Origin of the sequence: Reyranella sp. (assembly GCF_017305915.1) — a bacterium.
Taxonomy (GTDB): domain Bacteria; phylum Pseudomonadota; class Alphaproteobacteria; order Reyranellales; family Reyranellaceae; genus Reyranella.
Map to the genome: position 1 here is coordinate 82478 of NZ_JAFKJN010000017.1, position 18244 is coordinate 100721.

Here is an 18244-nt window from a genome sequence, read left to right on the forward strand (position 1 = left end):
GCTGCGCTCGGGATGACAGCACGCCCACTAGACGCTCCAGCCGCCGTCGATGACGTTGACCGTGCCGGTGGTGAAGGCCGATTCGTCGCTGGCGAGGTAGACCGCCAGGGCGGCGATCTCGTCGGCCGAGCCGAAGCGGCCGGTCGGCTGGCGCTGCAGGAAGAAGCGGCGGGCGTCCGGGCCGCCGCCGAGGCTGGCGATGCGCTCGTCGAGCGACGGCGTCTGGACGGTGCCGGGGCAGATCGCGTTGCAGCGGATGCCCTTGGCGACATAGTCGACGGCGACCGACTTGGTGAGGCCGACCACGGCGGCCTTCGTCGTGCCGTAGATGAAGCGCAGCGCCGCACCCTTCACCGAGGAAGCGGCCGACGACATGTTGACGATCGAGCCGCTGCCCTTCTCCACCATACCCGGCAGGAAGGCCTGGATCGTCCAGAACATGCTGCGGACGTTGAGGTCGAACGCGAAGCTCCACTGCGGGTCGGTGGCGTCGAGGATGCTGCCGTGATGGACGTGGCCGGCGCAGTTGAACAGCACGTCGACCGGTCCGGTTTCCTGGGCCAGCGCGCCGATCGCCGCCTTGTCGAGCACGTCGAGCTTGCGGGGCTTCAGCCCCTCGCCCTCGAGCACCGCCAGCTTGACCTCGTCGACATCGGTCGCCCAGACCGTCGCGCCTTCCCGCGCGAAGGCCTGCGCCGCGGCCAAACCGATCCCTTGCCCCGCCGCCGTGACGACGCACACCTTGCCCTTCAACCGCATGATCTTTGCCCTACCTAGTGAGACGCTGGCCTTTGTAGAGCGAAACCCCTCCCCGTTCATATGGGGAGGTGCCCCGGTCTTACGGGGGCGGAGGGGTCATGGGCACTCTCAATGGTTGCATATATCGACACAGTAACGCCGGATTTTCCGTGCCCTAATCCGTGCATGCGTCAGCATGTTCGAACTCTCCGCAAACACCAGACCGATGTCGAACGGCTCCTATGGAGTCGTCTGCGGCGTCGACAACTTGGTGGCCTCAAGTTCCGACGGCAGCATCAGATCGGACTCTACATCTGCGACTTCGCTTCACTGGACGGTCGAGTCATTGTCGAACTAGATGGAAGTCAGCATGTCGAACGCGAAGCCTATGATGCTCGGCGCGATGGTTTCTTGAGATCGGCTGGCTATCGTGTCCTGCGCTTCTGGAATGCCGACGTGCAGACAAATCTCGATGCCGTCGTCGAGACCATCGTCGAGGCGATTCATCGGCCGGAAATCGACGGGCGGCTATGACCCCTCCGCCCCCGTAAGACGGGGGCACCTCCCCATTTGAATGGGGAGGAATTGCTGTTCCGCTACTTCACCAGGCCCTTTTCGCGGTAGAACTTTTCGGCGCCGGGATGCAGCGGAATGCCGAGGCCTGTGGTCGCCGTCTCGAGCCGGATCTCGCGGCCTTTGATGTGGCCTGAATCGAGCAGCTTGCGCGTCGCCGGGTGCCACAGCGCCGCAGTGACCTTGTAGATCAGCTCCTCGTTCTGCTTGCTCGAGGTGACCCACAGCGCATGCACGCTCACCGTCTTGACGCCGGCGACCCCCTTGTAGGCGTCGTCGGGGATCTCCTCGGCGCTGAAGAAGCTGAACTGGCTGACCAGCTTGTCGACCTCGGGGCCCTCGATCGGCACCAGCTCGACGCCGACCGTGGCGGCGAGGTCGGCGACCGCGCTCTGCGGATAGCCGCTGACCGAGAAGAAGCCGTCGATGGTGCCGTCCTTCAGGCTGTCGGCCACGCGCTGGGCGGGGAAATACTGCGCCTGCAGGTCCTTCTCGGTCATGCCGAAAGCCTCCAGGATCAGCCGGGCGTCGACCAGGGTGCCGGAGCCCGGCTCGTCGAGCGAGATCTTGCGGCCGCGCAGGTCGCGCACCGACCTGATGCCCGAGCCCTTGCGCACCACGAGCTGCACGCTCTCAGGGTACAGGTTGGCGATCGCCCGCAGCACGTCGACCTTGGGACGGCCGGCGTAGATGCCGGTGCCGTTGTAGGCCCAGTAGGCGATATCCGACTGCACGAAGCCCGACTGCGCCGTGCCCGCGGCGATCGCCGCCACGTTGGCGACCGAGCCGTTGGAGGCGACCGAGGTCGCCACCAGGCCCGGCACGCCGCACGAGCCGCCCTCGTTGCAGGGTCGCGAGCCCGGCGGGTTGGAGATCGCGTTGGCGATCAGGCCGCCGATCGGGAAGTAGGTGCCGACCGTGCCGCCCGTCAGGATGCGGAAGAAGGTGATGTCCTGCTGGGCCACGGTTGCGAGGGGCGCGCCGAGAGGAAGCAGCGCGGCGCCCGCCAGAAGAGTCCGCCGGCGCATCAGTTCACCCCGACCACGCGGCTCATGGTCGGCCCGATCTCGCCATGGACCACCAGGTCGGCCTCGTCGTCCTGGTCGGTCGGGTCGCGGTTCAGGATGACCAGCCCGGCGCCGCGTCGCTTGGCGATGCGCGGGAAGCCGGCCGCCGGATAGACGACCAGCGAGCTGCCCAGCACGATGAACAGGTCGCACTGCTGGGTCTCGTCCTGGGCGCGCGCCATCTGGATCTCGGGCATCGCCTGGCCGAAGGAGATGGTCGCGGTCTTCACGATGCCCTCGCATTTCTCGCAGATCGGCAGGATGCCTTTGCCCTGGAACGCCTTCCTGATCGGCTCGAGCTCGTAGCGCTGGCCGCAATCGAGACAGGTCGCGTAGGTCGTGTTGCCGTGCAGCTCGATGATCCTGGACGCCGGCACGCCGGAGCGCTGGTGCAGGCCGTCGACGTTCTGGGTGATGATCGCGGTCATCTTGCCCAGCTCGACCAGCTTGGCGAGCGCGCGATGGCCGGCATTGGGCTCGGCCTTGAGCATGGTCTGGTCGGTCGCGAACTTGCGGCGCCAGGCCTCGCGGCGCATCTCCTCCGACGCCATGAAGTCGTCGAAGTAGATCGGCTGGTACTTGGTCCAGATGCCGCCGGGCGAGCGGAAGTCGGGGATGCCCGACTCGGTCGAGATGCCTGCGCCGGTGAAGGCGACGATGCGCCTGGCACCGTCGATCAGTTCGCGCAGCCGGTCGATCTCGCTCATGGGCCCCTGCTCCACAAAGTCTTCGTCCTTCCCCGTCATACGGGGGAGGATACAGGAGGGGGAAGGCCACAGACCCCGCCTGAGGCTCTCCCTCTCCCTGCCTCCCCCGTGCGACGGGGGAGGTGGAAGATCTAAGATAGCCAGCGTTTGCGCCGCTTGTAATGCTTCGTGTCGTGATAACTTTTTCGGGCGCCGCCCTCATTCAGCCCCAAATAGAATTCCTTGATGTCGGAGTTGTCGCGCAGCTTGGCGGCCGGCCCCTCGAGCACGATGCGGCCGTTCTCCATGACATAGCCGTGCTCGGCCACGGTCAGCGCCATGGCGGCGTTCTGCTCGACCAGCAGGACCGAGAGCCTCTCCTGCTTCACCAGGCGGCTGACGATGCCGAAGATTTCCTCCACGAGCATCGGCGCCAGGCCGAGCGACGGCTCGTCGAGCAGCACGACCTTGGGCCGGCTCATCAGCGCCCGGCCGATCGCCAGCATCTGCTGCTCGCCGCCCGACAGGTAGCCCGAGACCTGCGCCCGCCGCTCCTTGAGCCGCGGGAAGTAGGAATAGACCATGTCGATCCCCTGCTTCACCGTGGCCGCGTCCTTGACGTGCCCGCCGGCGATCAGGTTCTCCTCGGTGGTCAGGTGCTCGAAGACGCGCCGGCCCTCGAACACCTGCACCAGCCCGAGCCTGGTGACGTCGTGCGCCCGCATGCCGTCGATGCGGCGGCCGGCGAGCTGCACGGTGCCCTTGGTGACCTCGCCGCGCTCCGACCGGAGCACACCCGAGATCGCCTTCAAGGTCGTCGTCTTGCCCGCGCCATTGGCGCCCAGGAGCGTCGTGATCGAGCCCTCGCCGACCTCGATCGACACGCCCTTGAGCACCAGGATGACGCGGTCGTAGACGACCTCGATGTTGTTGATCGCCAGCAAGGCTCAAAACCTCGAGGCTCAGGACTTGTTGGCTTCGGCCGCCAGATGCCTCTGGATCACCGAGCGATAACCCTGGAACCACTTCTTGGTCTGCATCAGCTTGCCGCCCTTGACCGTCCAGATCTCGCACCAGCCGCCGCCCTCGTGGTCGGCCTGGGTGAGCTCCATCGGCGGGACGAGGCCGCCCAGGGTGAAGTTCTTGACCTGCTCCATGCCCTTCTTGACGTCCTCCGGAGTCGGCGCCGCGCCGCCCTTGGCCTTGATGGCGTTGCGCGCCGCCTCGGCATGCAGCGCCGCGATGAAGACGCCGCGGTTGTAGTAGACCGTCGAGTCCATCTCCTTGGGGGCCGACTTGCCGCCGGCCTTGTACATGGCCTCGATGTCCTTGATCACCTGGAAGTCCTTGCCGACGCCGGCGAACTGGATGGTGTTGTAGCCTTCGGCGACTCCCATGCCGCCGGCGGCGACGATGTCGGCCTCGGCGCTGCCCCACACGAAGGCGACGACCTTCGACAGCGGGTAGCCCTTGCCCTTCAGCTCCTTGATCGACACCGACGGCGCGCGGCCGAACAGGTGGGTGATCACGAAGTCGGGCTTGTATCGCTGCACGATGTCGGTGACCTGCGAGCCCATCTCGACGCCCGGCGCGGGCACCGCGAAGGTGCGCAGGTCGAAGCCCTCGGCCTTGGCGAGGTCCTCGAGGATCGGCAGCGGCTCCTTGCCGGCCGGGTTGTCGTAGAACACGAAGGCGATCTTCTTGCCCTTCAGCCCGCCCATCTTCTCCTTGGCGAACTCGACGGCGGCACCGGCCTGCGACCAGTAGCTGGCGGCGATCGGGAAGGTGTACGGGAACTTCTTGCCGTCGGCCGCGGCGGCGGTGCCGAAGCCGGGCGAGGTGCCGAGGATCTTGTCCTCCTCGAGCTTCTTGTTGAGCGCGGCGGTCTGCGGCGTGCCGTAGAGGCCCTCGAGCACGGCGCCCTCCTTCTTGAAGCGCTCGTGCGCCTCGATCGCCGGCGGCACCTTGTACTCGTTGTCGACCTCGACGACCTTGATCTTGAAGCCCTCGATGCCGCCCTTGCTGTTCACCAGCGCGATGTAGTCGTGGTAGCCGGGGCACAGCACCTGGCCGACCGTGGCCGTCGGCCCGGTGCGGTCGCATTGCAGGCCGAACACCAGCTCCTTGCCCTGGGCGAAAGCGCCCGACGCGATCGCCAGGCTGCCGGTCGCAACCGCCAGGCCCAGCACACTCTTCTTGTACCTCATCATGGGTTCCTCCTTTTGCGTTGCTTGATTGACGAGACCCCCCGCCTAGTAGGAGAAGGGCCAGACCCGGAAGTAGCTCCGGACATTGCGCCACAGTCGGTTGAGCCCCTCGGGCTCGATGACCAGGAAGAAGATGATCAGCCCGCCGAACACCGCGAGGCGCGTTCCCGACACCACGCTGGCGAGCTCAGAGTCGGTGAAGAAGAACGATCCCACCTGCTCCATCAGAGTACGGATCACGATCGGCAGCAAGGTCACGAAGATCGCGCCGAACACCGAACCGAGGACCGAGCCGAGGCCGCCGATGATGATCATCGCCAGGAAGTCGATCGACACGCCGAGCTGGAACTGCTCGTAGTTGGCGATGCCGAAATAGTAGGTATAGAGCACGCCGCAGACGCCGGCGTAGAACGACGAGATCGCGAACGACAGCAGCTTGTAGCGGAAGATGTCGATGCCGATGATCTCGGCGGCGATGTCCTGGTCGCGCACGGCGATGAAGGCGCGGCCGATGCGGCTGCGCATCAGGTTGAGCGTGGCGACGATCGCCAGGACCGCGAAGAACAGCAGGAAGTAGTAGAGCCGGCCCTGGGTGTTGAGCACGAAGCCGAACAGGTCGGGCCGCGGCACCTCGATCGAGGCCTGGGCGCCGCCCGAGATCGCCGGCACGTGGTTGATCGTCCATTCGATGATCAGCTGGCCGGCCAGCGTCGCGATCGCGAGGTAGAGGCCCTTGATGCGCAGGCTGGGGACGCCGACCAGGGCGCCGATCGCCGCCGCCATCAGCCCGCCCGCCGGCAGGGTCAGCCAGAACGGCAGGTCGAGCTTCACCGCGAGGTTGGCCGCGGCGTAGGCGCCGACCGACATGAAGGCGCCGTGGCCGAGCGAGATCTGGCCGGTGTAGCCGACCAGGATGTTGAGCCCCAGCGCGCCGACCACGGCGATGAAGATCAGGTTCAGGATCGACAGGTAATAGTCGTGCAGCGTGAGCGGCAGGATGACGATGAAGATCAGCGCCAGCACCGCAATCGTCCATTTGGCGATCGGCAGCGGGTAGAGCGCCATGTCGGCGGCGTAGGTCGTCTTGAAGACTCCGGCTTCGCGATGGAACATGACTACCTTTTGTCGTCCTGAGCGGAGCCTCTGTCATCCTGAGCGTAGCGAAGGATCTCATGGCGCTTCATCGCACATGACGCTCGCCTTCGCGTCATGGGCGCAATGAGATCCTTCGCTTCGCTCAGGACGACAGAGAAACCGATACTCATCACACCCGCTCGATCTGTCGTTTGCCGAAGATGCCGTAGGGCCGGAACATCAGCACCAGGATCATCAGCAGGTAGGGGGCGAAGTCCTTGGTGCCGCCGCCGACGTAAGGATCGAGGTAGCCCGCGGCGAGGCTCTCGACGACGCCGATGATCAGGCCGCCGACCACCGCGCCGCCGATCGAATCGAGGCCGCCCAGGATCACCACCGGGAAGACCTTCAGCCCGACCACGGCGATCTGCACGTCGACGCCCAGCATGCTGCCCCAGACGATGCCGCCCAGCGCCGAGACGATGCCGGCCATCGCCCAGGCCAAGGCGAAGTAGCGCTCGACATTGATGCCCATCGCCTGCGCGACCTGCTGATTGTCGGCGACGGCGCGCATGGCGACGCCCATGCGGCTCTTCTTGAAGAACCAGCTGAAGCCCGCGAACAGCACGATCGCCACGGCTGCACCCAGCACCTGGATCGGCGGCAGGGTGGCCGGCCCGATCACCACAGGATCGTCGGGGATCGGCAGCGGCAGCGCCCGCGTCTCGCCGCCGAAGATGATGGGCGTCAGGCCGCGCAGCACGGCGGCCAGGCCGATGGTCGCCATGATCACCGCGACGATCGGCCGGCCGAGCAAGGGCCGCAGCACCACCCGCTCGAGCCCGAAGCCGAAGCCGATCATGACCGCCAGCACGACGAGCACGGCGAGGATCGCGCCCAGGATCGGCGAGGTGTTGAAGGCGACGACGACGGCGCCGATCAGCGCCGCCATCATGACGAACTCGCCCTGGGCGAAGTTGATCGCGTCGGTCGACTTGTAGACCAGCACGAAACCCAGCGCGATCAGCGAGTACATCAGCCCGATCGACAAGCCGTTCAGCATCAGGGCGATAAAAAAACCGAGATCTTCGGACATCTAGGCCGCCAGCCTACTGTGAATGGCGATGTTGTTGGTGAGCGAGGACTTGCGGCCGTCCTCGAAGGTGATGTCCATCGTCACCTGTACCTCATTGGCTCCGCCGTAGAAGGCATCGATCACGCCGGCGTATTTCTCGGCGACGAAGCGGCGGCGGACCTTGCGGGTGCGCGTCATCTCGGCATCGTCGGCCTCGAGCTCCTTGTTGAGCAGCAGGTAGCGCTTGACCTGCTGCACGTCGGGCAGGCTCGCATTGGCCTTGGCGATCTCCTCGCCGATCATCGCCGCCACCTCGGGCTTGCGGCTGAGGTCCATGAAGCTGGTGTAGGGCAGCCCCCGCTTCTCCGCCCAGGTGCCGACCGTCTGCATGTCGATCGCGATCATCGCGACGACCATTGGCTTCTCATGCCCGAACGCCACGGCCTCGCGGATGTAGGGGCTGAACTTCAGCTTGTTCTCGATGAATTGCGGCGCGAAGGCCGAGCCGTCGGTCAGCTTGCCGACGTCCTTGGCGCGATCGATGATCACGAGCTGGCCCTGCTTGTCGAAGAAGCCGGCATCGCCGGTCTTCAGCCAGCCCTCGGGCGTGACGGTGTCGCGCGTGACCTCGTCCTGCTTGAAGTAGCCGAGGAACACGTTGGGGCCCTTCAGCAACACCTCGCCCGCATCGTCGATCCTGACCTCGATGCGCGGCATCGGCCGGCCGACCGTGTTGGGATTGGCCTCGGCGTCGGCCTGGCAGGCGATCAGCGCCGACGCCTCGGTGGCGCCGTAGACCTGCTTGAGGTTGACGCCGAAGGAGCGGAAGAAGCGGTAGGTGTCGGGCCCCAGCGGCGCGCCGCCGGTGTAGCACCAGCGCGCATTGCGCAGGCCGAGCTGGTCGCGCACCGGGCCGTAGACGAAGATTTCGCCCAGCACCAGGCCGAGCCGCTCGCCCATCGTCAGCGCCTTGCCGTCGGTGCGCTTCAGCTCGCAGCGCTCGGCGAGGCCGCGGAAATAGTCGAACACGCGCCGCTTGCCCGGCGTCGCGTCGCCGCCCTTGACCTGCATGGTGGTGAGCATGCTCTCCCAGATGCGCGGCGGCGCCAGCATGGCGTTGGGCCCGAGCTCGCGCAGGTCGCGCTGCACGCTCTCCGGCCCCTCCGGGCAGTTGGCGACCAGCTTGCCGGCCAGCGCCATGCCCAGCGAGAAGGCGGCGTCGCCCACCCACGCCATCGGCAGGTAGCTCAGCCAGTTGTCGCCCGGCCTGGTGTCGTTGACCTCGATGAACGCCTCGGCCGCCGCGATCATGTTGCGATGGCTCAGCATCACGCCCTTCGGGTTGCCGGTGGTGCCCGAGGTGTAGGCGATCATGGCGAGGTCGTCGGCGCCGCCCTTGGCGAGCTCGGCGTCGTAGAGGCCGGGATTGGCCTTGCCGTGGGCTGCCCCCTCCTCCGCCACGGTCAGGAACGAGCGCAGCATCGGGTCGTCGTACGACCACAGGCCGCGCGGATCGTCGTAGATGATCCAGCGCAGGTTGGGCAGCCTGTCCTTAAGCGACAGGGCCTTGTCGACCTGCTCCTGGTCCTCGGCGACGATCACCGAGGTCTCGGCGTGGTTCAGCACGTAGACCAGCTCCGCGGCGATCGAGTCCTGGTAGACCGGCACCGAGACGCCGCCCAGCGCCTGGGCCGCGAGCTGCGCGAAATAGAGCTGCGGTCGGTTGTCGCCGACCACCGACAGCTTGTCGCCGCGCTGGAAGCCCAGGGCGGCGAGGCCGAGCGCGAAGTCGCGCACCCGATCGCGATAGGCGGTCCAGTCCCAGGTCTGCCAGACACCGCGCGTCTTTTCGCGCATGCCGGGTGCCTGCGGGCTCTCGGCGGCGTTGCGCTGCAGGAGCTTGGGCAGCGTGTCGGTCGTGGGCTCCTCGAGAAGGCTCATCTACTGTCCTCCACCTTTTGCCTTGCCGAGATAGGCCTCGATCACCTTGGGGTCGCGCTGGACCTCCTCCGGCGTGCCGCCGGCGATGCGCCGGCCGCGGTCGAGGACCACGACATGGTCGGAGATGTCCATCACCACGCCCATGTCGTGCTCGATCAGCACCACGGTCATGCCGCGCTCCTGGTTCACGTCCAGGATGTAGCGCGCCATGTCCTCCTTCTCGTCCTGGTTCATGCCGCCCATCGGCTCGTCGAGCAGCAGGATCTTGGGATCGAGCGCCAGCGCGCGGCCGAGCTCGACCCGCTTGCGCAGGCCGTAGGCCAGCGCCGCGGTCGGCAGCTTGCGCAGGTCCTGGAGCTTCAGGAACTCGATGATCTCCTCGACCGCCTCGCGATGGGCGATGTCCTCCTTCTGCGCCATGCCCCAGTAGATGACGCTCGCGAGCACGCCCGCCTTCATGCGGACGTGGCGGCCGAGCATCAGGTTGTCGAGCACGGTCAGGCCCTGGAACAGGGCGATGTTCTGGAAGGTGCGCGCGACGCCGAGCGCGGCGATGTCGCTCGGCTTCTTCTGGGTGATGTCCCGGCCTTCGAGCACGATACGCCCGGTGTCGGGCTTGTAGAAGCCCGAGATCATGTTCAGCAACGACGTCTTGCCGGCGCCGTTGGGGCCGATGATGGAAACGATGCGCCCGCGCGGGACTTCGAGCGAAATGTCCGAGCCGGCCGTGACGCCGCCGAACTTCTTCGACACACCCTCGACCACAAGCTGGTTGTCGCCCTCGGGCGCTGGTGCGCGCCGGGTGGACGTCCCCGCCATGAACCCTCCCTACTCAAGGTTCGTTTTGCTTTTCGTTGGGCAACATCATGCAGGCTCCGATGGGCGAACGCAACAAATCCGCCTAGACTTTGCGCCTTCCGAGAGGGACTGCGACATGCCGCGTCACATCGTCTGCCTGACTTTCGACCACGATCACATGTCGGGCTTCATCGCCCGCGGGCTCACGACTCCCACCTATATCTCGCGTGGCGAGTACGACATGGTGGTGATTCCCCGCCTGGTGGCGCTGCTGGGCCGCTACGACATCAAGGCGACCTTCTTCACGCCCGGCCACACCATCGACAGCAGCCCGCAGTCGGTCATGCCCTATGTCGAGGCCGGCCACGAGCTTGCCCATCACGGCTGGACGCATCGCCTGCCGGCCAGCCTGTCCAAGGACGAGGAGGAAGAGGAGATCGTCCGCGGCAACAACTCGATCAAGCGGGTCACCGGCCAGCTCGCCCGCGGCTACCGCTCGCCGGCCTGGGACCTGTCGCCCCATTCGATCGACATCCTGCTGAAGCACCGCATCAAGTACGACAGCTCGTTGATGGGCCACGACTACGACTGCTACTACGCCCGCCAGGGCGACACGGTCGAGCTCAAGAAGCCGTTCGTGCGCGGCCGCGAGACGACGCTGCTCGAGATGCCGATCAGCTGGTCGCTCGACGACTACCCGCACTTCGAATACATGCGCAACCCGAACGGCTCGATCCAGGCCGGCCTGATGAACGCCAACATGGTGCTGGAGAACTTCGTCGACGACTTCCACTACATGCGCGAGGTCTGCCCCGACTTCGGCATCCTCACCTACACCTTCCATCCGCACGTGATCGGCCGCGGCCATCGCATGATGATGCTCGAGCGCCTGATCAAGCAGCTCCGGGCCGGCGGCGCGGTCTTCATGACCATGGAGAACGCGATGAAGGCCTGGCTCGAGCGCAAGCAGGCGAAGGCAGCGGAATGAGCCGAGAGGCGCGCGTAACCGCCGGACTGTTCGACAGCCGCCCCTACGGCTTCTCCCAGGTCGCGATCGTACCGACATCCCTCGGCGATGCCGTGCACGTGTCGGGACAGGTCGCCTGGGACCAGAACCGCACCATCGTCGGCGCCGGCGACATCGGCCGCCAGGTGGCGAAGAGCCTGGAGAACCTCGCCGCGGCGCTGGCCTCGGTCGGCGCGACACTCGACCAGGTCGGCGCGCTGCGGCTCTACATCAGGCAAAGCCATATGCACGAAGGCAAGGCCATCGGCGATGCGCTGAAGGCGGTGTTCGGCGACAACCCGCCGTGCATGACGTGGATCGGCGTTCCGGCCCTGGCCCGTGACGAGTTCCTGGTCGAGATCGAGCCCTCGGTCGTCTTCCTGCCGCGCGGCTAGGCGACGCTCCGCGCGATGCGAATGGCGCGGCAGATCGTGACCATCTTTCCGATGGCGTGATCGACGAAGGCCGAGATGCTCGCCTCGACCTGTCCGGCGAAGGCCGGCCGGTCCGCCTCGATGGCGCGCGCGAGGATCGTCGCGCGCCGGTGGGCATGCTGCCGGTTGGCCGCGATCGCGCGGACGAGGGAGCCGTCGGCGTCGACCGGCGTCAACGCCGTCTCGAGCCGGCGCAGGAAGTCCGGCGCATGGGCAAGATGGCGGTACATGCTGGCCAGGATGACCTGGTGCGGGTCGCCGAACCGGTTGAGCCGCAGCACCAGCGCCCATGTCTCAGGCGCGACGTCTTCCGCCGAAGCGAGCTTGGGCAGCACGACGTCGGGCGCCGCCATTCGCGGGCCCCTCTCCGGTGTCCCGTCGCGCGCGGTCTCGCCGCGCAGCCAGGCGACCAGCGCGCCCAAGGTGAACAAATTGACGGTGTTGGAATGATCGTAGCTCGCCAGCACGTCATCCACGCTCTTGGGCTGCGCGCTGGAGAGCGAGCCAAGCCGCGGCAAAGTCATGGTCTCGCGGAAGTGCACGGCCGCGCGATCGGCAATGCCTTGCAGGTAGAGCGGCTTCACCGCCGCCCAGGCCCACGGCAGGGCTCCGTCGATGGTCGCGAGATGGCGCCAAACGAGGTTGACCACGCGCACGCCGACGGTGGCGCGGATGTCGGCGAAGATGGCGGCGATCTCGCCCGCCGCCGCCTGCTCGGCGACGGCGGGAAAGGGATCGTCCATCACCGCCCCTTGAAGACCGGCCGGCGCTTTTCCATGAAGGCGCGACGGCCCTCGATGTAGTCCTCGGAGTCGAAGCACTCCTTCACCAGCCCGGTCAGGCGGGCGAAGTCGGGCTCGCCGTCGAGCCGCGTCAGCTCCTCGATGGTGCGCTTGGCGGCATGCATGGTGAGCGGCGCGTTCTCGCCGATCAGCTTGCAATAGGTGTCGACGTAGGAATCGAGCTCCGCGTCCGGCACGATGCGGGTGACCAGCCCCATGCCGACCGCCTCCTGGGCCGAGAAGTGCCGCGCCGTGAAGAAGATCTCCTTGGCATGCGACGGACCGACCAGATCGGTCAGGATCTTCAGGCCGCTGGCGCGATAGCCGAGGCCGAGCCGCGCCGCCGGCACGCCGAACTTGCTGACGTCGGAGGCGATGCGGATGTCGCAGAGCAGCGCCACCGCCAGACCGCCGCCGATGCAGTAGCCGCGGATGCGGGCGATCGTCGGCTTCGAGCACTTGTTGAGGCGTGCGTTGGCGATCTCGCCGATCTTGTCGTAGTAGGCGACCTGCTCGGGCGTGTTGCGCGCCTTCTCGAACTCCGAGATGTCGGCGCCCGACACGAACGCCTTGTCGCCGGCGCCGGTGACGACCACGACGCGGATCGCCGGGTCCTTCTCGAACGCGTCGAGGATGACCGGGATCGCCTCCCACATGTCGGTCGAGGTGGCGTTGTGCTTCTGCGGCTTGTTGAAGACGAGCCGGCCGACCGGTCCCGCCTTCTCCGCGATCATGTTTGGCGTGGGGCTGAAGTTCATCAGATCACTCCCCGCTTGCGGAAGCCGTCGATCGCGCCGGCGTCATAGCCGAACTCCTCGAGGATCGACTCGGTGTGCTCGCCCTGCTCCGGCGTCGCCGTCCAGTCGTCGACCGTGGTGCGGCTCATGTTGATCGCCTGGCCGATGACCTCCTGGTCGCCGAGCTTGGGGTGCTTGATCGCCCGCGCCATCCTGAGATGCTTGACCTGCGGGTCGGCGAACATCTCGTCCATCTTGTAGATCGGCCCGGCCGGGACGCCCGCCTTGTTCAGCTTCTCGACCGCCTCGGCGCTGGTGAAGGCGGCCATCCGCTTGTCGATCTCCGCGTTCAGCGTGTCACGATGCTTGACCCGGGCCTTGGCCGACGAGAACCGCTCGTCGGTCAGTAGCTCCGGCGCCTTGATGCTGTCGCAGAAGCGCTTGTAGATGTGGTCGCCGGAGGCTGCGATGTTGATGTAGCCGTCGCTGGTCTTGAACACGCCGGTCGGGATTCCGGTCGGGTGGTTGTTGCCCGCCTGGCCCGGCACGTCCTTGGCCAAGGTCCAGCGCGCCGCCTGGAAGTCGCACATCGAGATCATCGCCTGCAGCAGCGAGCTCGACACCCACTGCCCCTCGCCCGACTTCTCGCGCTCGAGCAGCGCGATCAGGATGCCGATGGCGCAATGCAGGCCCGCGCCGACGTCGGCGACCGCGATGCCGGCGCGCACCGGGCCGCCGCCCGCCGGGCCAGTGACCCACATGATGCCACCCATACCCTGGGCGATCTGGTCGAAGCCCGCGCGCTCGGCATAGGGCCCGTCCTGGCCGAAGCCGGAGATCGAGCCGAGGATGATCTTCGGGTTCACCTTCTTCAGGTTCTCGTAATCGATGCCGAGCCTGAACTTCACGTCGGCGCGGTAGTTCTCGACCACCACGTCGGCCTTCTCGACCATCTTCATGAAGATGGCCTTGCCCTCGGGCTCCTTGAGGTTGAGCGTGACCGACCGCTTGTTGCGATGCAGGTTCTGGAAGTCGGGGCCGTGACGCGGCCCGCCCATGTCGCCCTCGGCGACGTGCGGCGGCATCTCGATCTTGATGCAGTTGGCGCCCCAGTCGGCGAAGTAGCGCACGCAGGTCGGGCCGGCCCGCACCCGCGTCAGGTCGAGAACGGTGAAGCGCGAAAGCGGGCCTGCGGTCATGGTGTCACTCTGCTGGGTTTACCCCTCCACACGTACCATGGCGGCGGGATCGATCTCCAGCCAGACCCTCTGGTTGAGCTGGAAGATCGCGTTGGGTGCGCTCGACACGCGCAACGGCCTGGCCTCGCCCAGCGGCTTCACCTGGTAGTCCCAGTGCTCGCCGAGATAGGCGCGATCGACGATTTCGGCCTCGACGCCGTTAGCTGACGGCTTGTTCACCGACAGGCCGATGGCTTGCGGCCGCAATGAATAGGTGCCGCCGTCCCGCTCGACGAAATTGGTGCGGCCGATGAAGCCCGCCACGAAGCGGCTGCGCGGCTTGCCGTAGAGCACGTGCGGCGCGTCGATCTGCTCGATCCGGCCCTTGTTCATCACTACGATGCGGTCGGACGTCACCATCGCCTCGGACTGGTCGTGCGTCACGTAAACCGTGGTGATCTTGAACTCGTCGTGCAGGCGGCGGATCTCGAAGCGCATCTCCTCGCGCAGGTTGGCGTCGAGGTTGCTGAGCGGCTCGTCGAGCAGCAGCACCTCGGGCTCGACCACGATGGCGCGGGCCAGCGCCACGCGCTGCTGCTGGCCGCCCGACAGCTCGGACGGATAGCGGCCCTTGAGAGCGCCCATCTGCACGACCTCGAGGATGCGATCGACGCGGCGTGCGACCTCGGCGCGCGCGAGCTTGCGCACCTCGAGGCCGAAGCCGACGTTCTCGCCGACCGTCATGTTCGGCCAGATGGCGTAGCTCTGGAAGATCATCGACATCCGCCGCCGCTCCGGCGGCACCACGCCCGACGGCGAGGAGATCGCCTGGCCGTCGACCTCGATGGTGCCCGCGGTCGGCGGCATGAAGCCCGCGATCATGCGCAAGGTCGTGGTCTTGCCGCAGCCCGATGGGCCGAGCAGCGACACGAACTCGCCCTTCTTCATCTCCAGCGAGAAGTCGTCGACCGCCTGGAAGTTGCCGAAGTTCTTGCCGATGCCCTTGAGGACCAGCTTGCTCATGTCGCGTTTCTTCTCAGCATGAAGTCCCGTCCCAGGGCGCGTTGGCCGATATAGAGCATCGGCAGGGTCAGCATCTGCAGCAGCAGCGCCAACGCCGCGAGATACTCGAAATTGCCCTCCTCGCTCATGTCGAAGATCATCACCGACACGACCTTGGTGTTCGGGCCGTAGAGGAAGATCGCCGAGGAGAGCTCGCGGGTGGCCGGGATGAAGATCAGCAGCCAGGCGCCCAGCAGATTGCGCTTGAGCAGCGGCGCCACGACGCGGCGCAGCGCGGTCAGGCGGCTGCCGCCCAGCACGCGCACCGCCTCCTCCATCTCGGGATTGATGCTTCGGATCGCCGCGCTGGCGTTAACGTAGCCGATCGGCAGGAAGCGCGTGGTGAAGGCCAGGATCAGGATGGTCGCCGTGCCGTACAGCGCCAGTGGCGGCGGTGCGTAGGCGGCATAGAAGCCGATCGCCAGCACGACGCCCGGGATGACGAACGGCGCCACGCACAGGAAGCCGAGGAAGCCGGCGAACGGCACCAGCTTGCGGGCGACGATGTACGCCACGCCGAGCGTGATGATCACGCCCAGCGTCGCGGCCGCGCCGCCGAACAGGAAGGCGTTCCACACCGACTTCGCGGCCGTCGCATGCTCGAACAGCACGAAGTGGAAGTTCTGGAACGAGAAGTTGTCCAAGGCGAAACCGCGGCCCCACGCCTTGGCGAAGGCCGCCTGCACCAGGAAGATGTACGGCAGGAAGACCGACAGCGCCGCCACCAGCATGGCGTAGCCGAAGATCGCCCAGCGCCAGCCGCCGAGGTCGATCGGCCGCCGCTCGCCGCCCTTGCCGGTGAGGGTGGCGAAGCCCTTGCGCCGCGTGATCAGGCGCTGGACCAGCACCAGCAGCACAGTCACGCCCAGCAGCGGCATGGCATAGGCCGCGGCGACCTCCACGCGCGAGGGATTGCCGAAGAACTGGAAGAGCTGTGTGGTGACCACGTTGAAGCGCGCCGGGATGGCGATCATCGCCGGCGACGCGAACAGCGCGATCGCCTCGAGGAAGCAGATGATCAGGCCGCCCAGGATCGCCGGCAGCGCCAGCGGCAGCGTGATCTTGCGCATGGTCCGCCAGGCGCCGGCGCCCAGGATGTTGGCGGCGTCCTCCATCTCCGACGAGACGAGCTCCAGCGCCGCCGAGGTGAAGATGAAGATGTACGGGAACGAATAGAGCGCGATGACGACGACCAGACCGGGGAAGCTGTAGATGTTGAACGGTCCCGCCTCGGCGCCGGTCAGCATCACGTAGATGCGGTTCAGCCAGCCGGCGTTCGGGCCGGCCAGCAGGATCCAGGCGACCGCGCCGGTGTAGGGCGGCGTGATGAAGGTCGCCAGCACCAGCATGCGCACGAAGCCGCGGCCCGGCATGTTGGTGCGCGACACGCCCCAGGCCAGCGGCACGGCGAGCGCCCCGGCCAGCAGCGCGGCGCCGGCGCCGAGCTTCAGCGAGTTGAACAGCGCCTCGACGTAGCGGGCGCGGCCGTAGGCGGCGGCATAGTTCTTCAGGGTGAACTCGCCGGTCTTCTCGGCCTGGAAGCTGGTCAGCACCAGGTGGACGAACGGGCTGACCACCAGGAACAGCAGGACGGCGATGATCAGGATCCAGAGGATCCAGCTCGAGTCCCAGCCGCCGATTCGCGACGGACGGGCCGGTGCTGCGCTTTGCGCAATGGCGGTCAAGGCGGCACCTCTGTCACGACGCACCCCCTGCATGGCGCGCACTCTGTCATCCCGAGCGTAGCGAGGGATCTATGCGGACCAGTATAGATCCCTCGCTGCGCTCGGGATGACACGGGTAGTGTTAGGGATGACACCGTTCGCATTCTGCTCACGGTGTCAGTTGCCGAAGGTGTCGCGCCAGTCCTCGATCGCCTCGGGGATGCCCTTGTCGAGCTCGGCGATGGTCGGCCGGAAGACCTTGATCTTGTCGATCGGCTGCGTGCCCTTTGCGCCCTGGACTTCCGGACGGATCGGGATGCCGAAATGCTTGACGTTCACCTCCGACGCTTCCGGCGTCATCAGGAACTCCATGAAAAGCTTCGCCGCGTTGGGATGCTTGGTGCCCTTGACGATCGCCGACGGCGCCACGATCAGGATCGAGCCGTCGGTCGGGTAGTTCACCGCCAACGGGTTGCCGCGTGCGGCGCTGAACAGCGTCGAGCCGTCGGCGCCGGCGGCGACTTGGCGCTCGCCGGCATTGAGCGCGGTCACGGTGTCGTTGATCGAGCGGCCGATCTGCGGCTTGTTCTTCTCGAGCTGCTCGAAATACTTCCAGCCGAACTGCTTCTTCATCGAGTAGACCCAGGTGCCGACATAGCCCGAGAAGGCCGGGTGGCCGGTCGATACCTTGCCCTTCCACTTGGGGTCCAGCAGGTCCTTCCAGCTCTTCGGCGCTTCCTCCGCCTTCACCTTGGACGTGTTGTACGACAGCACGACCTACCCCGACGAGGTGGTGTGATAGAAGCCGGTGGGATCGATGTTGCGGAACACCTCTGAGATCTTGGCGGCGTTCTCCGGCGTGTACTTCTCGAAGCGTCCCTCGGCGGCGAGCCGCACATAGTGGCCGGGGTCGGTCGACGAGAAGACGTCGCAGATGATCTGGTTGTTCTTGATGTCCTGGGTCAGGCGCTGGTAGGCGACCTGCGCCGTGGTGCGCACGACGTTGACCTTGACGCCGTAGATCTTGGTGAAGGTCGCGCCCAGCTCTTCCGCGCCTTCGGAAGTGTAGTGCGCCGTGTACCAGGTGATCTCGCCTTCCTTCTTGGCTGCCTCTTCGAGCGCCTTGATGTTGGCGTGCGCGGCCAACGGGGCCCAAACGAACGCAGCGGCGGTCACGAGCGACGCCCACTTCTTCATGTTTCCTCCGGGAACGCTTTGATAT

The 18244-nt window shown here is 66.5% G+C and carries 19 protein-coding genes; 3 read left to right on the forward strand and 16 right to left on the reverse strand.

Annotated features, from left to right (window positions below):
• Positions 1-27: 27 nt before the first annotated feature.
• The gene (locus J0J01_RS16585) at positions 28-759 is read right to left on the reverse strand and encodes an SDR family oxidoreductase (RefSeq protein WP_296382500.1); all 732 of its coding nucleotides are present in this window, start codon (positions 757-759) and stop codon (positions 28-30) included.
• Positions 760-924: 165 nt separating this feature from the next.
• Between J0J01_RS16585 and J0J01_RS16590 the strand changes: the two genes are divergently transcribed.
• Positions 925-1272, forward strand: a complete 348-nt coding sequence (locus J0J01_RS16590) for a DUF559 domain-containing protein (RefSeq protein ID WP_296382501.1) — start codon at positions 925-927, stop codon at positions 1270-1272.
• A 62-nt stretch (positions 1273-1334) separates the two neighbouring features.
• Here the strand turns inward: J0J01_RS16590 and J0J01_RS16595 are convergent, their stop codons facing one another.
• The 8 genes from J0J01_RS16595 to J0J01_RS16630 all read right to left on the reverse strand — a co-directional run bounded on the left by J0J01_RS16595 (position 1335) and on the right by J0J01_RS16630 (position 10180).
• Positions 1335-2339, reverse strand: coding sequence for a TAXI family TRAP transporter solute-binding subunit (locus tag J0J01_RS16595; RefSeq protein ID WP_296382503.1), 1005 nt, complete (start codon positions 2337-2339; stop codon positions 1335-1337).
• Positions 2339-3085: a Sir2 family NAD-dependent protein deacetylase gene (locus J0J01_RS16600; RefSeq protein WP_296382505.1), complete on the reverse strand. Its 747-nt coding sequence runs from the start codon at positions 3083-3085 to the stop codon at positions 2339-2341. Before J0J01_RS16600 ends, J0J01_RS16595 begins: the two co-directional genes overlap by 1 nt.
• Before the next feature lie 131 nt (positions 3086-3216).
• Positions 3217-4008 (reverse strand): ABC transporter ATP-binding protein, encoded by a 792-nt coding sequence (locus J0J01_RS16605; protein WP_296382507.1) that lies wholly within the window; start codon positions 4006-4008, stop codon positions 3217-3219.
• An 18-nt stretch (positions 4009-4026) separates the two neighbouring features.
• A complete protein-coding gene (locus J0J01_RS16610) occupies positions 4027-5274 on the reverse strand; it encodes an ABC transporter substrate-binding protein (RefSeq protein ID WP_296382508.1) in 1248 nt (415 codons plus the stop codon).
• Positions 5275-5316: 42 nt separating this feature from the next.
• Positions 5317-6384, reverse strand: coding sequence for a branched-chain amino acid ABC transporter permease (locus J0J01_RS16615; protein ID WP_296382510.1), 1068 nt, complete (start codon positions 6382-6384; stop codon positions 5317-5319).
• A gap of 151 nt (positions 6385-6535) precedes the next feature.
• A complete protein-coding gene (locus J0J01_RS16620) occupies positions 6536-7441 on the reverse strand; it encodes a branched-chain amino acid ABC transporter permease (RefSeq protein WP_296382512.1) in 906 nt (301 codons plus the stop codon).
• The gene (locus tag J0J01_RS16625; protein ID WP_296382515.1) at positions 7442-9361 is read right to left on the reverse strand and encodes an AMP-binding protein; all 1920 of its coding nucleotides are present in this window, start codon (positions 9359-9361) and stop codon (positions 7442-7444) included.
• The gene (locus tag J0J01_RS16630; RefSeq protein ID WP_296382516.1) at positions 9362-10180 is read right to left on the reverse strand and encodes an ABC transporter ATP-binding protein; all 819 of its coding nucleotides are present in this window, start codon (positions 10178-10180) and stop codon (positions 9362-9364) included. It abuts the gene before it with no gap.
• Between the two features lie 115 nt (positions 10181-10295).
• Here J0J01_RS16630 and J0J01_RS16635 point away from each other — a divergent pair, with 115 nt between their 5' ends.
• Both J0J01_RS16635 and J0J01_RS16640 read left to right on the forward strand, forming a co-directional pair.
• The gene (locus J0J01_RS16635) at positions 10296-11147 is read left to right on the forward strand and encodes a polysaccharide deacetylase (RefSeq protein ID WP_296382517.1); all 852 of its coding nucleotides are present in this window, start codon (positions 10296-10298) and stop codon (positions 11145-11147) included.
• On the forward strand, positions 11144-11560 hold the full coding sequence (locus J0J01_RS16640; protein ID WP_296382519.1) for a RidA family protein: 417 nt from the start codon (positions 11144-11146) through the stop codon (positions 11558-11560). The genes J0J01_RS16635 and J0J01_RS16640 overlap by 4 nt, the downstream gene beginning before the upstream one ends.
• On the opposite strand, the gene J0J01_RS16645 is transcribed toward J0J01_RS16640, so the two are convergent.
• From J0J01_RS16645 to J0J01_RS16675, 7 genes are all read right to left on the reverse strand, one after another.
• On the reverse strand, positions 11557-12342 hold the full coding sequence (locus tag J0J01_RS16645; RefSeq protein ID WP_296382522.1) for a hypothetical protein: 786 nt from the start codon (positions 12340-12342) through the stop codon (positions 11557-11559). The two genes, J0J01_RS16640 and J0J01_RS16645, sit on opposite strands and share 4 nt — an antisense overlap.
• Positions 12342-13139 carry an enoyl-CoA hydratase gene (locus tag J0J01_RS16650; RefSeq protein WP_296382526.1) on the reverse strand — a complete coding sequence of 266 codons (798 nt, stop codon included), beginning with the start codon at positions 13137-13139 and terminating at the stop codon, positions 12342-12344. Before J0J01_RS16650 ends, J0J01_RS16645 begins: the two co-directional genes overlap by 1 nt.
• On the reverse strand, positions 13139-14317 hold the full coding sequence (locus tag J0J01_RS16655; RefSeq protein WP_296382528.1) for a CaiB/BaiF CoA-transferase family protein: 1179 nt from the start codon (positions 14315-14317) through the stop codon (positions 13139-13141). Before J0J01_RS16655 ends, J0J01_RS16650 begins: the two co-directional genes overlap by 1 nt.
• Positions 14318-14335: 18 nt before the next feature.
• Positions 14336-15319, reverse strand: coding sequence for an ABC transporter ATP-binding protein (locus tag J0J01_RS16660; protein WP_296382530.1), 984 nt, complete (start codon positions 15317-15319; stop codon positions 14336-14338).
• The gene (locus J0J01_RS16665) at positions 15316-17043 is read right to left on the reverse strand and encodes an iron ABC transporter permease (protein ID WP_296382532.1); all 1728 of its coding nucleotides are present in this window, start codon (positions 17041-17043) and stop codon (positions 15316-15318) included. The genes J0J01_RS16660 and J0J01_RS16665 overlap by 4 nt, the downstream gene beginning before the upstream one ends.
• Before the next feature lie 156 nt (positions 17044-17199).
• Positions 17200-17796 (reverse strand): extracellular solute-binding protein, encoded by a 597-nt coding sequence (locus J0J01_RS16670; protein ID WP_296382534.1) that lies wholly within the window; start codon positions 17794-17796, stop codon positions 17200-17202.
• A gap of 3 nt (positions 17797-17799) precedes the next feature.
• Positions 17800-18219 (reverse strand): hypothetical protein, encoded by a 420-nt coding sequence (locus J0J01_RS16675; RefSeq protein ID WP_296382535.1) that lies wholly within the window; start codon positions 18217-18219, stop codon positions 17800-17802.
• Positions 18220-18244 lie beyond the last annotated feature (25 nt).

What these genes read in the sequence shown, in the direction of transcription:
- J0J01_RS16585 (WP_296382500.1), bottom strand. Translation starts at nt 759, where the DNA reads ATGCGGTTGAAGGGCAAGGTGTGCGTCGTCACGGCGGCGGGGCAAGGG.
- J0J01_RS16590 (WP_296382501.1), top strand. Translation starts at nt 925, where the DNA reads ATGCGTCAGCATGTTCGAACTCTCCGCAAACACCAGACCGATGTCGAA.
- J0J01_RS16595 (WP_296382503.1), bottom strand. Translation starts at nt 2,339, where the DNA reads ATGCGCCGGCGGACTCTTCTGGCGGGCGCCGCGCTGCTTCCTCTCGGC.
- J0J01_RS16600 (WP_296382505.1), bottom strand. Translation starts at nt 3,085, where the DNA reads ATGAGCGAGATCGACCGGCTGCGCGAACTGATCGACGGTGCCAGGCGC.
- J0J01_RS16610 (WP_296382508.1), bottom strand. Translation starts at nt 5,274, where the DNA reads ATGATGAGGTACAAGAAGAGTGTGCTGGGCCTGGCGGTTGCGACCGGC.
- J0J01_RS16615 (WP_296382510.1), bottom strand. Translation starts at nt 6,384, where the DNA reads ATGTTCCATCGCGAAGCCGGAGTCTTCAAGACGACCTACGCCGCCGAC.
- J0J01_RS16620 (WP_296382512.1), bottom strand. Translation starts at nt 7,441, where the DNA reads ATGTCCGAAGATCTCGGTTTTTTTATCGCCCTGATGCTGAACGGCTTG.
- J0J01_RS16625 (WP_296382515.1), bottom strand. Translation starts at nt 9,361, where the DNA reads ATGAGCCTTCTCGAGGAGCCCACGACCGACACGCTGCCCAAGCTCCTG.
- J0J01_RS16630 (WP_296382516.1), bottom strand. Translation starts at nt 10,180, where the DNA reads ATGGCGGGGACGTCCACCCGGCGCGCACCAGCGCCCGAGGGCGACAAC.
- J0J01_RS16635 (WP_296382517.1), top strand. Translation starts at nt 10,296, where the DNA reads ATGCCGCGTCACATCGTCTGCCTGACTTTCGACCACGATCACATGTCG.
- J0J01_RS16640 (WP_296382519.1), top strand. Translation starts at nt 11,144, where the DNA reads ATGAGCCGAGAGGCGCGCGTAACCGCCGGACTGTTCGACAGCCGCCCC.
- J0J01_RS16645 (WP_296382522.1), bottom strand. Translation starts at nt 12,342, where the DNA reads ATGGACGATCCCTTTCCCGCCGTCGCCGAGCAGGCGGCGGCGGGCGAG.
- J0J01_RS16650 (WP_296382526.1), bottom strand. Translation starts at nt 13,139, where the DNA reads ATGAACTTCAGCCCCACGCCAAACATGATCGCGGAGAAGGCGGGACCG.
- J0J01_RS16655 (WP_296382528.1), bottom strand. Translation starts at nt 14,317, where the DNA reads ATGACCGCAGGCCCGCTTTCGCGCTTCACCGTTCTCGACCTGACGCGG.
- J0J01_RS16660 (WP_296382530.1), bottom strand. Translation starts at nt 15,319, where the DNA reads ATGAGCAAGCTGGTCCTCAAGGGCATCGGCAAGAACTTCGGCAACTTC.
- J0J01_RS16675 (WP_296382535.1), bottom strand. Translation starts at nt 18,219, where the DNA reads ATGAAGAAGTGGGCGTCGCTCGTGACCGCCGCTGCGTTCGTTTGGGCC.